We start from the raw sequence: 14413 nt of genomic DNA on the forward strand, positions 1-14413 counted from the left end.
GTCAGCCGCCGCTCTCCTCGGTGTCGCCGGCGCCGTCGGACTCGTCGCTCAGCACGGCGAAGTCCTTGTCCAGGTGGACGTCGACCTGGGTGCCGTCGTCGAGGGTGACCTCGACCTCGTAGTAGCCCTCCTCGTCGCCGACCTCGGTGCCGGTGACGGTGCCGCCGCCGGTGTGGTCGAGGGCGGCCGCGCTGGCCTGCGCCAGGGCGTCGCCGGTGATCGGCTGCTCGCTGTCGTGGCCCGCCGACGCGGCGCCCATGGTGGCGACGGCCCCGGCCGCCGCCACGGCCGCGGCCCCGGCGCCGATCCATGCCTTCGGATGCTTCATGGTGCTCGCCTCCTGTGTAGGTCGATGCTGCGAGCGTGCACCCTGGCCGCTGAACCGGACCTGAACGGCGTCAGCCGGCGGGCAGGCGGACGACGATCCGGGCGCCGCCGCCGGTGCGCTCCCCCACCTCGACCGTCCCGTCGTGGGCCCGGACCAGCTCGTCGACGATGGCCAGGCCCAGGCCGGCGCCACCGGCGTCGCGGTCCCGGGCCTCGTCGAGGCGGACGAAGCGGCGCAGGACGCGCTCACGGTCGGCGGGCGGGATGCCGGGACCGTCGTCCTCGACGGCCAGGGTGACGGTGCCGTCCCGCGACGCCACCGACAGCGCGACAGCCCCGGCGGCATGCCGCGCGGCGTTGTCGCCGAGGTTGCGCAGCACCCGCCGCAGCGCGGCCGCGTCGCCGGTCACCCGGGCCGCGGCGACCCCGGTGGTGCCGACCGCGGCGGCGCCGGTCGCCCGCAGCCGTGCGGCCTCCTCCAGCACGAGGTCGTCGAGGTCGACGGGGTGCGCGGCGAGCCGCAGCAGCTGCTCGTCGGCGCGGGCCAGCACCAGCAGGTCCTCGACCAGTCGCTGCACGCGCAGGTCCTCGGCCAGGACGGTGCCGGCGAGGGCGGGGACGGTGGTGCGGCCGGGGTGCGCCAGCGCGACCTCGGCGTGCTGCCGGATCGACGCCACCGGCGAGCGCAGCTCGTGCGACGCGTCGGAGACGAACTGGCGCTGCCGGGTCTGCGCGTCCTCGAGGCGGTCCAGCATGCGGTTCATGGTGCGGGCCAGCCGGGCGATCTCGTCGTCGCCGCGGCCGGCGGGCACGCGGCGGTGCAGCTCGGCGGCGGAGATCGCGTCGACCTCGGCCCGGACCGCCTCGACCGGCGCCAGCGCCCGGCCCGTCGTCCACCAGGTCGTGACCCCGACGACGGCGAGCAGGACCGGCAGGCCGATGCCGAGCAGCCGGGTCACCACCCCGGTCGCGTCGGCGACGTCGTCGGTGGACTGGCCCGCCACGACGGTCCGGTCGCCGGAGCGCACCGCGACGGCCAGCAGCTCCTCGCCGCCGACGTCCACCCGGGTGGTGTCGCCGGGACGCACCTCGACGGCCGCCATGCCGGCCACGTTCGGGGTGGCCGCGACCACCTCACCGTCCGCGACCACCTGCACGAACCCGTCGTCGTCGGCGACCAGGTGCGGGTCGGCGGCGTCGACCGCCATCGCCCTGGACCGGGCCGCGTCGGCCACCTGCTCGAGCAGCGCCGACCGCATGACGACGACCAGCGCCACGCCGCCGAGCAGCAGCGCCAGCCCGGCGACCACCACCGCCCCGGCCGTCGTCCGCAGCCGGACTGAGCCCCAGCGCCCGCGCTCAGCCGCCATCGACGGCCATCCGGTAGCCCGCTCCGCGCACCGTCTCGATGCTCTGGCGCCCGAACGGGCGGTCCAGCTTGGTGCGCAGGTGCCCGATGTAGACCTCGACGATGTTGGGGTCGCCGTCGAACGCCTCGTCCCACACGTGCCGCAGGATCTCCGCCTTCGGCAGCACCTCGCCGCGCCGGCGCAGCAGGAACTCCAGCACGGAGAACTCCCGCGCGGTCAGCTCCACCTCCTGGTCGCCGCGCCACGCCCGCCGCGAGCCGGGGTCGGCCCGCAGGTCGCCCGCCGCCAGCACGACCGGCCGTTCCCGCAGGTCGCGGCGGAGCAGCGCGCGCAATCGAGCGACCAGCACGTGGTGCGAGAACGGCTTGGTGAGGTAGTCGTCGGCGCCGGTGTCGAGTGCTTCGACCTCGTCCCACTCGCCGTCCTTGGCGGTGAGCACCAGGATCGGCGTCCAGACGTCGCGCTCGCGCAGCCGCGCGCAGACCTGGTAGCCGTTGAGGCCGGGCAGCAGCAGGTCGAGCACGATCGCGTCGTACGGGTGCTCGGTGGCCGACCACAGCCCGTCGATGCCGGAGTGGGCGACGTCGACGGCGAACCCCTCGGCCTCGAGGCCGGCCCGGATCCCGTCGGCCAGCCGCCGCTCGTCCTCCACTACCAGGACGCGCATGGCCTCACCTCCGGTCCGACCGTGCGGCGGCGCACCTGAACCCCCGCTGAACGACCTGGCCCCAGTCTCGTCCTCCGACGGCCATCCGTCGCCGGTGCGAACCCTGGGCGAACAACGGACGACGACCATTGCCGCCGGGAACTCCGGCAAACCAGGGTGATCCCGGCGGAGTGCCGGATCGCGTGGACCGGAAGGTGTGCATGTCGGCGAGTGGTGTGGTGCGTGCGGGCGTGGCCGGCATCGTCGCGGTCCTCGTGCTGTTGCCGGCCGCCGCGCCCGCCGTCGCGCACGTCCGCACCAGCGACGGCTGGTCGGAGGTCCGCGCCGACGGCGACCACGTCGGCTACCGGCTCGGCCTGGAGTACGAGATCCTCGCCCGCGCCATCGGCATGGGCGCCGACGCGATCGAGGCGCCCGACGACGGCGGCCGCCGGGCCGAGCTGGCCGGGCAGCACGACCTGATCGAGACCTACCTGGCCGACCGCGTCCGGATCTTCGTCGACGAGGTCGAGTGCGCGATGACGCTGGCGGCGTCGGACGTCGAGCAGCGGCCGGCCACCGACGCCACCGCCGAGGACGTCGCGTACGCCGTCCTCGACCTCGACTACGACTGCCACGGCGCGACATCGGGCCGCTACGTCATCGACTACTCGGTGTTCTCCGGGGCCGGCTCGGACGCCGTCGTCGACGACCACGCCACCACCGTCGACTACCACCTCGGCGGCGAGCGCGGCCGGGTCGTGCTGGACGGCGCGCACCCGCGGTTCAGCGCCGGCGAGCAGTCGTTCGGCGACTCCGCGCCGCGCTCCATCGGGCTGGGCGCGGAGCGGGTGCTCACCGGCCTGGACCACGCGCTGTTCGTGGCCGCGCTGGCGATCGGCGCGACCGGGGTCGCGCAGCTCGTCCGCGGCGTCGCCGCGTTCGCCGTCACCAGCAGCATCGGCCTGCTGGCCGCCGTCGCCGGCTGGGTGAGCCCGCCCGAGCAGGTGACCGGCGCGCTGGTCGCGCTGTCGGTCGTCTACGTCGCCGCGACGAACCTGGTCGGGCCGGAGTCGCGCTGGCGGCTGCCGGCCGTCGCGACCGCCGGGCTGCTGCACGGGTTCGCGTTCGCCGGCGAGCTGCGCTTCGGCGACGACCTCGGCTGGGACCTGGTGACGTCGTTCGCCGGCTTCGACCTCGGCATCGTGCTCGGGCAGGCCGCCCTGGCCGCCGGGCTGTTCGCGCTGGCCACCGCCGCCCGGCGCTACGCGTGGTTCTCGCTGGCCCACCTGGTCGCGGCCGCCGCGACCGTCGTGACCGGGCTGGCGTGGTTCGTCCACCGGCTGCTGTGACCCCTCAGTGAATGGAGACGAAGTGAGATCGCTCAGCGCACGCCTCGCCCCGGAGGCGCTCGGCCGCTACCGCCGTGCCGTCTACGCGGCGCTGGCCCTGCTGGTCGGCGTCGCCCTCATCGGCCCGGTCGCGACCGTGGTCGCGGAGACCGTCGCCGCGACGGCCGCGCAGGTCAGCGGCGTCGTGTACGAGGACGCCAACGCCAACGGCACGCAGGACGCCGGCGAGCCCGGCGTCGCGGGCGTCAGCGTGTCCGACGGCGTCGCCCTGGTCGAGACCGACGAGCAGGGCCGCTACCGGCTGGAACTGGACACCGAGCGGCGGCTCACCGACCTGGTGTTCATCACCCAGCCGGCCGGCTACGTCGTCGGGACCGACGAGTTCATGACGCCGCGGTTCTACCAGAGCCTCGGGCAGGTTCCGGCCGGTCAGACGCGGTCGGCGGACTTCGCGCTGACCCGCGACCCGGGCAGCCAGGGCTCGACGTTCTCGTTCGCGAACATCGCCGACCCGCACGTCAACCCGCAGCTGCCGGAGCAGATCCACGAGATCAACTCCACCTCGAACGACATCCCGTTCATCGCCGTCAGCGGCGACCTCACGAACAACGCGACCGACGCCGAGTTCACCAGGTACAAGGACGCGACGGCCGGCTCCGAGGTCCCGGTGTGGCCCGCGGTGGGCAACCACGAGTACTTCTCCGGCGGCGGCACCGGCTACGCCGCGCGCATCGACAACTACCGCCGTCACGTCGGCCCCGAGTGGTACTCGTTCGACTACGGCGACCGGCACTTCCTGGTGCTGGAGAACAACGGCCAGGCGCCGTTCGACGAGCAGCTCAGCTGGATCCGCCGCGACCTCGAAGCGAACGTCGGCGACAAGGAACTGATCGTCCTGGCGCACCAGCCGATGAACGTGCCGTTCGGCTCGCCGTCGCAGTACGACCAGTACGGCGACCTGTTCGACCAGTACGGCGCCGAGCTGATGCTGGTCGGCCACGAGCACTCCAACGACGTCGAGCCGAACAGCGAGTTCGCGCCGTCGGCGAAGCACATCCAGACGGTGTCCAGCTCGTACACCATCGACAACGCGCCTCGCGGCTTCCGCTTCATCCACCTGCGCGGCGACCAGTTCGAGAACCCGTTCCGCATGTACGGCGTGGACCAGGCGCTGACGATCACCAGCCCGGCGCCGGGCAGCGAGGTCGGCGCCGACGGTCACCGCACCGGCTTCCCGGACATCCAGGTCAACGCGTACGACACCGCCGACGAGGTGGTCCGGGTCCGGTACCGCATCGATAACGGCTCGTGGCGTCCTCTGACGCCGTCCGGCGAGCTGACCTGGCACTCGGAGTTCGCCGGCCGGGCGCCGGCGCCCGGCCCGCACACCATCGAGGTGGAGGCGGTCGACGAGGGCGGCGAGCGCTGGACCGAGTCGGCGGACTTCACCATGACGACCGAGCCGCTGGTCGCGCCGGTGGCCGGCGCGGACTGGACCCAGCACCACGGCGACGCCGCCCACTCGGGCGTGGCCGCCGATGTCGTCGACGCCGGACTGGAGCTGGCGTGGAGCTACCGCACGCCGGGCACGTTCCTCACCGGCTCGCCCACCATCGTCGACGGCGTCGTGTACGCCGGCACCCGGGACGAGAACGGCGACGGCAACGCCGCGCTGCACGCCGTCGACCTCGCGACCGGCGAGCAGCTGTGGGAGTACCCGGTGCCGTCGTCGATCGTCGGCACGCCCGCGGTCCTCGGCGACACGGTGTTCGTGGGGACGCTGCGCGCGCAACTCTTCGCCGTCGACCGCCGTACCGGCGAACTGGTGTGGCAGCGCGACACCGAGTCCGGCCAAGGCGAGTTCAACCAGCGCGCCTACGGCTATTACTCCCCCGCCGTCGCCGACGGCAAGGTGTACTGGGCCTACCAGACCCGCTACGGCCCGGCCAGCCAGGGCCTGCTGGTCGCGCTCGACCCGGCCGACGGCAGCCAGCTCTGGGCCTCGCCCATGGCCGGCGCGACGATGAGCGACGGCACGCCGGCCATCGCCGACGGCCAGGTCTTCGTGGGCAGCCAGACCGCCGACCGCGTGCTCGCCTACGACGCCGCGACCGGCGCCCAGCAGTGGACGTCGTCGGCGGTGCTCGGCGGCTGGCAGGACGGCATCCCGGCGGCCGCCGACGGCCGGGTGTTCATCGGCTCGAACAACGGCATCATCGCCCGCGACGCCGCGACCGGCCGCGACCTGTGGACCTACCGCAGCCCGCACGCCTCCCGGGTGTCCAGCGGCGCCACCCCGTCCGCCCCGGCCATCGACGGCGAGATCGTCTACATGGGCTTCCCGAGCGGCGCGGTGACCGCGCTCGACGCCCGCACCGGCGCGGTGCTGTGGGACCGGCTGCTGCCCGGCGGCACCTACACCGGCGGCGTGCTGTCCTCGCCCGTGCTCAGCGGCGAGACGCTGTTCGTCGGCGCCAACAACGGCTTCTTCTACGCGCTGGACAGCGTGACCGGGCAGCCGCTGTGGCAGTACGAGATCGGCACCTGGGTCGGCTCCGGCCCGGCGGTCAGCGGCAACACCGTCGTCGCCGGCGCGTGGGACGGCAACCTCTACGCGTTCACGCCGGGCGGTGAGGCCGCGGCCCGCTGGGCGCGCGTCACCGGCGCCGTGACGGACGAGGCGACCGGCGCGCCGATCGCCGACGCCCGGGTGGTCGCCACCAGCGGCGGCCAGTCGCTGTCGACGACCACCGACTCGCAGGGCCGCTACGTGCTCGGCCTGGCGCCCGGCGACTACACGGTGTCGACGGCGAAGCGGGCGTTCCTGCCGGTGGGCGGCTCGACGGCGGCGGTGACGGTCGGCGCGACCGGGACGGTGACCGCGGACCTGGCGCTGGCCGAGGTCACCGAGCCGACGGCCGGCGCGGCGGCCGTGCTGCCCGACTACGGCTCGGGCAGCCCGCGCACCGACGCGGTGGCCGGCGAGACGTACCACTTCACCATGAACGAGCGGGTCCAGGCGACGATCTCGTCGCGGGCCGCCGCGAACAACCAGCCCGGCACGCTGGCCGCGGGCAGCCTCGGCGACCTGTTCCTGCTCGACGGCACCGCGCAGGAGACGCTGGACTGGAGCGAGCTGATGCTGTCGCGGACGGCCGGCGGGCCCGGCACGCCGGACTGGAACCGTCCGGACGACTGGCTGGACCTCACCGACATCGGGACCGAGGGCTCCGCCGTCGTGGCGTCCGGATCGGCGCGGGTCGACCCGAACCTGAAGACGACGCTGCGCTACCGGGCGCTGGCCGACGCGCCCGTCGTCAAGATCAGCCTGGAGATCGAGAACACCGGCACCTCGGACTTCGACGGGTACTTCCAGTACCTGCTCGACCCCGACAGCGCGCAGGACGTGGCGTACGTGCCGGGCATCGGCCGCAACGACCCCGGCTACGTCACGTCCGGCTGGACGGACAACTTCGTGTACGTCGGCTCGACGACGGCGCGGCAGCTGCCGGCGCACGGCCTGGCCTGGCTGGCGGACGAGCCGCACGCGATCAGCGGGTTCGGCTACGTCACGGGCGCCTGGTTCGACGCCGCCGTCGGCGCCGGGGACACCCGCACGATCAGCTGGTACCACATCACCGACTACCCGGGCGCCGGGCACGTCTCGTCGAACGTCGCCGCCTGGGCCGGCCGGCTCGACCTGCTCGACGACGAGGTGGCCGACCGGTCCCGCGTCGGCGGCAGCGTGACGCAGGCCGACACCGGCGGGCCGGCGGCCGGCGTGCTGGTGGAGGCGGTGGACGCGGCCGGGACCGTTGTGGGCTCGGCCCGGACGGGTTCCGATGGGCGCTACCTGATAGCGCTGGACCCGGGAGAGTACACGCTGCGGGTGGCGGCGCTCGGGTACGCGACGGCGACCGTGCCGGCGTCGGTGGTAGCCGGTGCGACGGCGACCGCGGATGTGACGCTCGCGCCGGTGACCGTGCTGGCCAGCGTGGGGCGGCAGCTCTCCGGCGGCATCGTCGAGGGCGGCCCGCAGGACGTCGTCATCGAGAACGACCTGCTCGCCATGACCATCGCCCAGGTGTTCGACGACGGCCAGCTGCCGGGCTCCACCGTCGGCAAGCCGGTCGACCTCGCCGTCCGCGGCCGGGCCGACCAGCTGGACTGGCTGAACCTGCCGTACATCGCCGACGAGCAGCCGACCGGCACGGAGGCCTGGCAGCAGACGACGGTCCGGAACTCGGCGGTCGAGATCGTGCAGGCCACGGGCGACGCGGCGATTGTCCGCAGCACCGGGACATCGTCGGAGCACCCCGGCGTGACCGTCGAGACGACGTACACGATCCGGCCCGGCGAGGAGTGGGTGCGGGCGTCGACGGTGTTCCGCAACACCGGCTCGTCCGACCTCTCGGTGTGGGTCGGTGACGCGATGGACTGGGACGGCGCCGGGCAGCGGCACGGCGTGGCCGGGCACCCGGTCATCACGACCCCGTACGAGTCCCCCGCCGAGTACGTCCCGGCCGGGCGGTGGATCGGCGGCGCCGGCACCGACCCGCAGACGTACGGCCTCGTCTACGCGGGCGACGACGAGTTCACCGCGTACGGCAACGGGAACTGGATCATGAGCCGGTTCCCGGTGTCGCTGCCGGCGGGCGGGTCGTACACGCTGGACCGGCGGATCGTCGCGGCCGCCAACGGCGGTGCGGCGAACCCGTTCGGGTTGCTCGATCAGGGGGTGTCTCCCGGGTCTCGGCCGTAGCAAGTGCCGTCCAGGGTGGATGCCCCGCAAGGTGCGAGGAAGGACGACTGACGAGAACGATCAGGTGACGGAACCGCCCGGCGTCCGCGCGTTTATGTCACCTGATCATCTCCACGATGCGGACACAAAACGATCAGGTGACGAAGACGCGGCGAATCTGGGCGATACGTCACCTGATCATCGGCAGCAGCGGCGCCGCCTGGCGTCGCGCGGTAGGCCACGGACCCGGGCGACACCCCCTGACTCTGAGCGTCCTCTCGTCCCCGTCGTCCGGCACCACGCCGGGCGGCGGGGACGCCGCGTTTGATGAGAGATCGCGGCCCAGCGATGAGGTGGCGATGAGAACGCTCTCAACAACGCCGTTCGCGCTGGAATCCCGGCGCTGACCAGGACAGATTGAGGTCAGGAAGACCAACCGACACGAAGGAGCCCAGCCATGCGTTCCAGCAGGATCAGCCTCGCCGCGGCAGTTGCCGCGACCGCCGGACTGACCGGCGCCGGCATCGCGCTCGCCGCCCCCGCGACCGCCGTCGACGCCGTGGCCATCACCGCCGACGACGACGCGGGCGACGACGACGGAGGTGACGACGACGGCTCCGGTGACGATGACGGTGACGACGGCCGGGCCCCGAGCGGCGGCGTGAACACCGGAGTCACCGCGGGCGACGGCGACGGCTCCGGCGACGACGGCGGGCAGGCGCCCAGCGGCGGCGTCGACACGGGAGCCGGCGGCACCGCGGACGGCGACCTCGGCTGGCTGGCGCCGGGCTCGCTGGTCGGGCTGGCCGGCGTCGGCGGCGCCGGCCTGCTCTGGCGCCGGTTCCGGACCGAGAGCTGACCGGCGCCGTGCACCGGACCCGCGACGGCCGCCGCTCCGGGCGGGTGGCGGCCGTCGCGGCCCTGGCCGTGCTGCTGGCGGCGGCCTGCGGCGGCGACGGCAACCCGTCCGGCGCGGGCGCCACCACCCCGCCCGTCCCACCGGCGGACCCGGTCGCGGCGGCGAGCGAGGCACCCAGCGCCACGCCGCCCACCCCGGTGGCGGAGCAGCTGGCCGACCCGGTCGCGGTGGCGGTACCGGCGGCCGGCATCGACACGAACCTCGTCCCGCTCGCCGTCGACGGCGATAACGTCCTCGTCCCGCCCCCGTACGGCGACGCCGGCTGGTGGCAGGCCGGGCCGGAGCCGGGCGAGAACGGCGCCGCGGTGATCGCGGGCCACCTCGACAACCGCGACGGGCCGGACGTGTTCCATCGGCTCGGTGACGTCGCGGCGGGCGACGAGATCGTCGTCACCCGCGCCGACGGCGGCACGTCCGCCTTCCGCGTCGTCGAGGTCGGGCAGTATCCGCAGGACGCGTTCCCGACCGACGCCGTCTACGGCGGCCCGGATGACCGGCCGCTGCTGCGGCTGATCACCTGCGGCGGCGAGTACGACCGCGACCTGGGCCGCTACCGCGACAACGTGGTGGTGTTCGCCGAGCCGGCGTGAGACCGGACCACTCACCCTCCCCGCGAAGTTGATCTTGGAGCAACAGGGGAATTGCGGTCCGTTTTGTCCGATGAATACCGCCAGAACTCCAAGATCAACTTTGCGGGGCCCGGCGGACGGGGCGGACGCGGGCAGCGGACGGCGGGCGGACGGGGCGGGGCGGGTCAGCGGGGCGGCAGGGTCGCCGCGTACATGGCGACGAAGCGGTCCATCGCAGCGTCGACGCCGGCGCGGTCGCCGGTCGCGAGCAGGTCCAGCAGCAGCCCGCGGCCGACCGCGACCCCGAGCCGGGCCTGCGACCGGGCGACGTCGGGCGCGACACCGGCCCGCTCCATGGGCGCGGCCAGCGCCGCCACCCAGGTGTCGACGACGCCGTCGAGCAGCGGCAGCGCCGCCGGGTCGCCCTGCAGGGCGCGGCCGTAGAGCTCGAAGAACAGCCGCTCGTTCGGCCACAGCGCCGGGTCGGACACCCGAGCCCAGAACCGCCGGCCGGCCTCGACCGGGTCGTCGGCGGCGGCCAGTTCGGCCAGCAGCTCCCGCTGCCGTTCCTCCACGGTCCGGGCGACCTCGACGAGCAGGCCCTCCTTGGAACCGAAGTGGTAGATCAGCATGCGGTGGCTGGTGCCCAGCGCCGTCGCGATCTGCCGCAGGCTGCGCTCGCCCACCCCGTTCGCCGCGACGTACTCGATCGCGGCCCGCAGCAACCGCTCCTTCCCGCCACCCGCCTCTGCCATGCCTCAGATCGTACCTGTACCATTTGGTACATGGGTGTCCAACACATCGACGTCACCGCCACCACGACGGCACCAGCCGCTGCCGTCTACGCACTGCTGATCGACGGCGCGAGCTGGCCGGTCTGGTCGCCACTCGGCTCGTTCGAGCTGGAGTCGCCCGGCCCGGACGGCGGCGAGAGCCTCGGCGCGGTCCGCATCTTCCGCACCGGCCGCATCACCAACCGCGAACGCCTGGTCGAGCTCGTGCCGGACCGGCGGCTCAGCTACGCGCTGCTGTCGGGCATGGCGATCAAGGGCTACCGTTCCGACATCGACCTCACCGAAGGGCCGGACGGCACCACCATCCACTGGCGCTCGTCGTTCCGGGCCAAGGTGCCGGGCTTCGGCGGGCTCTACCGGCGCACACTGACGAAGTTCCTCCAGCGGTGCGTCGACGGCCTCGCGGCGCACGCCCTCGTCAGGGGGTAGTCCGCTCTCCGGAGCATCCGTTATGGTGCGAACCGGGCAGGCGGGTCCGGCGACGGCTCGTCCCGTGGTGGCGCACACGAAGGGTGCCCGGCCGTGCCAAACCCGCCCCGCACCGGCGACCGGCCCGACGAGGTCGCGGCGCCCGCGTTCGTGGGCCGTGAGCGCGAGACCGCCGTCCTCGCCGGCGCGCTGGCGCAGCCGCCGGCCATGGTGCTGCTGGAGGGCGAGGCCGGCATCGGCAAGAGCCGCCTCGTCCACGAGCACGTCGCCGCCGGCCCGCCCGGCACGCTCATCGCGACCTGCCCGCCGTACCAGGAGTCGCTCACGCTCGGGCCGGTCGTCGACGCCGTCCGGCAGAGCCGCGCGGGCGTCGGGCTGCCGGGGCTGCAGGTCAGCTCGCTGGTCGGCGCGCTGCGGCCGCTGTTCCCGGAGTGGGGCGCCGACCTGCCGCCGGCGCCGGAGCCGCTGGACGACCCGCAGGCCGCCCGGCACCGCATCTTCAGCGCGCTGGCCGAGCTGATCGGCCGGCTGCGGGTGCGCGTGCTGGTGGTCGAGGACGTGCACTGGGCCGACCGCGCGACGCTGGAGTTCCTGCTGTTCCTGGTGTCGCGGCGGCCGCCGCTGAGCCTGCTACTGAGCTACCGGCCCGAGGACGTCGCGCCCGGCTCGCTGCTGCTGCGGCTGTCGTCGCGGCTGCCGGCCGGGTGGACCCAGCTGCGGCTCACGCTGCCGCCGCTGGACGTGGCCGCGACGGCCGGGCTGGTGTCGTCGATGCTCGGCGGTGAGCGGGTCTCCGATGCGTTCGCCGCGTTCCTGCACGACCGCACCGACGGCGTCCCGCTCGCGCTGGAGGAGTCGGTGCGGCTGCTGCGCCAGCGCGACGACGTCGTCCGGCACGACGGCGAGTGGATCCGGCGCAGCCTGGACGAGCTGGCCGTCCCGCCGACCGTGCGCGACTCGGTGCTGGAACGCGCCCAGCGGCTCGCCCCGGCGGCCCGGCGCACGGCCGAGGCGGCCGCCGTGCTGGCCGAGCCGGCCGAGGAGCGGCTGATCGCCGAGGTCGCCGGGCTGACGGCGACAGAGGTACGGGATGCGCTGGCCGAGGCGGTGCGCAGCGGCCTGCTGGCCGACGACGACCGCGGCCGGCTGGCGTTCCGGCACGTGCTGGTCGGCCGCGCCGTGTACGACGCGATGACCGGTGTCGAGCAGCGCCGGCTGCACCAGCGGGCCGGCGCCGCGCTGGAACGCCAGCGGCCGCGGCCGGTCGTGCAGCTGACCCGGCACTTCCAGGCCGCCCACGACGTCGAGAAGTGGTGCGCGTACGCCGAGCAGGCGGCCGCTCACGCCGCCGTCTCCGGCGACCACACGACCGCCGTGACGCTGCTGGTCCGGCTGCTGACGACGGCGCCGGTGCGCACGCCGGCCGCGGTACCGCTGGCGATCCGGCTGGCGACGGCGGCCAGCGACCGCCGCGAGCCGGTCGACGACCTGCACCACGAGGTGATCCGGACGCTGCGCGACCTGCTGGCCCGCGACGACCTCGCACCACGCGCGCAGGCGGAGATCCGCAATCCGCTCGGCCGGCTGCTGCTGCAGGCGGGCGAGTTCGAGCAGGCGCACGCCGAGCTGGCCCGCGCCGTCCCCGACCTCAGCCACGACCCGGTCGAGGCGGCCCGCGCGATGACGTACCTGGGCTACCCGCTGCAGGGACCGTGGCCGGCCGCCGTCCACCTGGGCTGGCTGGAGCGGGCGGCGGAGGTGGCGGCCGGAATCGGCACGCCCGCCGACCGGCTGGCGCTGACCGCCGACCGCGCCGCGGCACTGCTGACGCTGGGCCAGCAGCAGGGGTGGGCGGTGGCGGCCGAGCTGCCGGACGACGCCACGGAGATCGAGGGCGCCCGGCAGCTGGCTCGCGGCCTGGCCAACCTCGCCTACGTCGCCACCGGCTGGGGCCGCTACGACTTCGCCCAGGCCCGGCTGGACACCGCGACGGAACTGGCCGGCCGCACCGGCTACTTCCGGCTGAACGCCAGCGTGCAGGCGATGCAGGCGCAGCTGGACTGGTACACCGGACGGTGGGACGGGCTCTCCGGGCGGGTGGCGGCACTGATCGCCGACGGCGGCCTTGCGGCCATGGGCGGCCTCGAGCCGTTCCTCGTCGACGGCCTGCTGCACGCGGCCGGCGGGTCGCCGCGCCGGGCCGAGCAGCGCTTCCGCGGCCTGCTCGCCGACGCGCCGGCCGACAGCATCGCCGTCCTCCCGGTGTCGCCGGCCGCGGCGCTGGCCGCGCTGCTGCTGGCCGCCGGGGACGTCGACGGCGCCGCGGCGGCCACGGACGAGCCGATGCGCACGATCGGCGCCAAGCAGATGTGGGTGTGGGCCAGCGACCTCGCCCGGATCCGGCTGGACGTGCTGCTGGCGGCCGGGCGCGCGGCGGAGGCGGCCGAACTGGTGGCGGCGTTCGAGCAGGGCCTGGGCGACGTCGACGCGCCGGCGTCACGGGCGGCGCTGCTGACCTGCCGGGCCGGGCTGCTGGCCGCCGGCGGCGATGTGACGGGAGCGGCCGGCGGCTACGCGGCGGCCGCGGCGGCGTGGGCCGCCCTGCCCCGCCCGTACGACGCCGCGCTGACGCTGGAACGGCAGGCCCACTGCCTGCTCCGCGCGGGCCGTCCCGATGACGGCGCCGCGCTGCTGTCCGACGTCTTCCACGCCCTCGCCGGCCTCGGCGCCCGCACCGACGCCGCCCGCATCGGCACCGAGCTGCGCGGCCTCGGCGTGCAGGTGCGGCGGACCTGGCAGCGCGGCCGGCGCGGCTACGGCGACCAGCTGTCGCCGCGTGAGCTGGAGGTCGTGCGGCTGGTCGTCACCGGCCGGACCAACCGCGAGATCGCCGGCGCGCTGTCCCGCTCGCCGAAGACGGTGTCCTGGCAGCTCAACTCCGCCATGCGCAAGCTGGGCGTCACGTCGCGCACCGCGCTCGCCGTCAAGGCGCTCGAGGCCGGGCTGCTGCCCGCCGATAAAGATTAGGTCGATCGCCCGGGTACAAATCGGGCGCACCGGTCGAGACTCTCCTGACGACTCCAGGTCGAGATACAGGAGAACGCCCGGATGACCACCCCCGACCCGCAGGACCGGGTGCCGGACCACGCCCCGCAGGACGCCCCGGAGTCCGAGCCTGACCCGACCTCGCCCACCCCCGAACCGGCCCGCCGCCCGGACGGCTACGAGCCGCTCTGAGCGCGGTCCGGCGCACCACCGACACGAGG

11 protein-coding genes are annotated in these 14413 nt (G+C 74.7%); 7 read left to right on the plus strand and 4 right to left on the minus strand.

The window, feature by feature from the left end; translation table 11 throughout:
* Window position 1: 1 nt before the first annotated feature.
* The 3 genes from ACW62_RS19195 to ACW62_RS19205 form a co-directional block, all read right to left on the minus strand.
* Complete coding sequence (locus tag ACW62_RS19195; RefSeq protein WP_053205712.1) at window positions 2-328, minus strand: PepSY domain-containing protein; 327 nt, start codon at window positions 326-328, stop codon at window positions 2-4.
* Between the two features lie 70 nt (window positions 329-398).
* Window positions 399-1697, minus strand: a complete 1299-nt coding sequence (locus ACW62_RS19200) for a sensor histidine kinase (RefSeq protein ID WP_053205713.1) — start codon at window positions 1695-1697, stop codon at window positions 399-401.
* Window positions 1687-2364 carry a response regulator transcription factor gene (locus ACW62_RS19205; protein WP_053205714.1) on the minus strand — a complete coding sequence of 226 codons (678 nt, stop codon included), beginning with the start codon at window positions 2362-2364 and terminating at the stop codon, window positions 1687-1689. The genes ACW62_RS19200 and ACW62_RS19205 overlap by 11 nt, the downstream gene beginning before the upstream one ends.
* A gap of 200 nt (window positions 2365-2564) precedes the next feature.
* Here ACW62_RS19205 and ACW62_RS19210 point away from each other — a divergent pair, with 200 nt between their 5' ends.
* From ACW62_RS19210 to ACW62_RS19225, 4 genes are all read left to right on the plus strand, one after another.
* Window positions 2565-3695, plus strand: a complete 1131-nt coding sequence (locus ACW62_RS19210; RefSeq protein ID WP_157574849.1) for a HupE/UreJ family protein — start codon at window positions 2565-2567, stop codon at window positions 3693-3695.
* Between the two features lie 22 nt (window positions 3696-3717).
* Window positions 3718-8457: an outer membrane protein assembly factor BamB family protein gene (locus ACW62_RS19215; protein ID WP_053205716.1), complete on the plus strand. Its 4740-nt coding sequence runs from the start codon at window positions 3718-3720 to the stop codon at window positions 8455-8457.
* A gap of 436 nt (window positions 8458-8893) precedes the next feature.
* Window positions 8894-9295 carry a hypothetical protein gene (locus tag ACW62_RS19220; RefSeq protein WP_053205717.1) on the plus strand — a complete coding sequence of 134 codons (402 nt, stop codon included), beginning with the start codon at window positions 8894-8896 and terminating at the stop codon, window positions 9293-9295.
* 8 nt (window positions 9296-9303) lie between these two features.
* Window positions 9304-9945 carry a class F sortase gene (locus ACW62_RS19225; RefSeq protein WP_169792094.1) on the plus strand — a complete coding sequence of 214 codons (642 nt, stop codon included), beginning with the start codon at window positions 9304-9306 and terminating at the stop codon, window positions 9943-9945.
* Between the two features lie 164 nt (window positions 9946-10109).
* Here ACW62_RS19225 and ACW62_RS19230 read toward each other — a convergent pair whose 3' ends face one another.
* Complete coding sequence (locus tag ACW62_RS19230) at window positions 10110-10679, minus strand: TetR/AcrR family transcriptional regulator (RefSeq protein WP_053205718.1); 570 nt, start codon at window positions 10677-10679, stop codon at window positions 10110-10112.
* 30 nt (window positions 10680-10709) lie between these two features.
* Between ACW62_RS19230 and ACW62_RS19235 the strand changes: the two genes are divergently transcribed.
* From ACW62_RS19235 to ACW62_RS36245, 3 genes are all read left to right on the plus strand, one after another.
* Window positions 10710-11147 (plus strand): SRPBCC family protein, encoded by a 438-nt coding sequence (locus tag ACW62_RS19235; RefSeq protein WP_053205719.1) that lies wholly within the window; start codon window positions 10710-10712, stop codon window positions 11145-11147.
* A 93-nt stretch (window positions 11148-11240) separates the two neighbouring features.
* Entirely contained in the window at window positions 11241-14174 is a 2934-nt protein-coding gene (locus ACW62_RS19240; protein WP_053205720.1) for a helix-turn-helix transcriptional regulator, read from the plus strand.
* A gap of 81 nt (window positions 14175-14255) precedes the next feature.
* Window positions 14256-14384, plus strand: coding sequence for a hypothetical protein (locus tag ACW62_RS36245; RefSeq protein WP_276202959.1), 129 nt, complete (start codon window positions 14256-14258; stop codon window positions 14382-14384).
* The last annotated feature ends 29 nt before the right edge of the window (window positions 14385-14413 follow it).

Origin of the sequence: Jiangella muralis, assembly GCF_001270745.1 — a bacterium.
GTDB classification, from domain to species: Bacteria; Actinomycetota; Actinomycetes; order Jiangellales; family Jiangellaceae; genus Jiangella; species Jiangella muralis.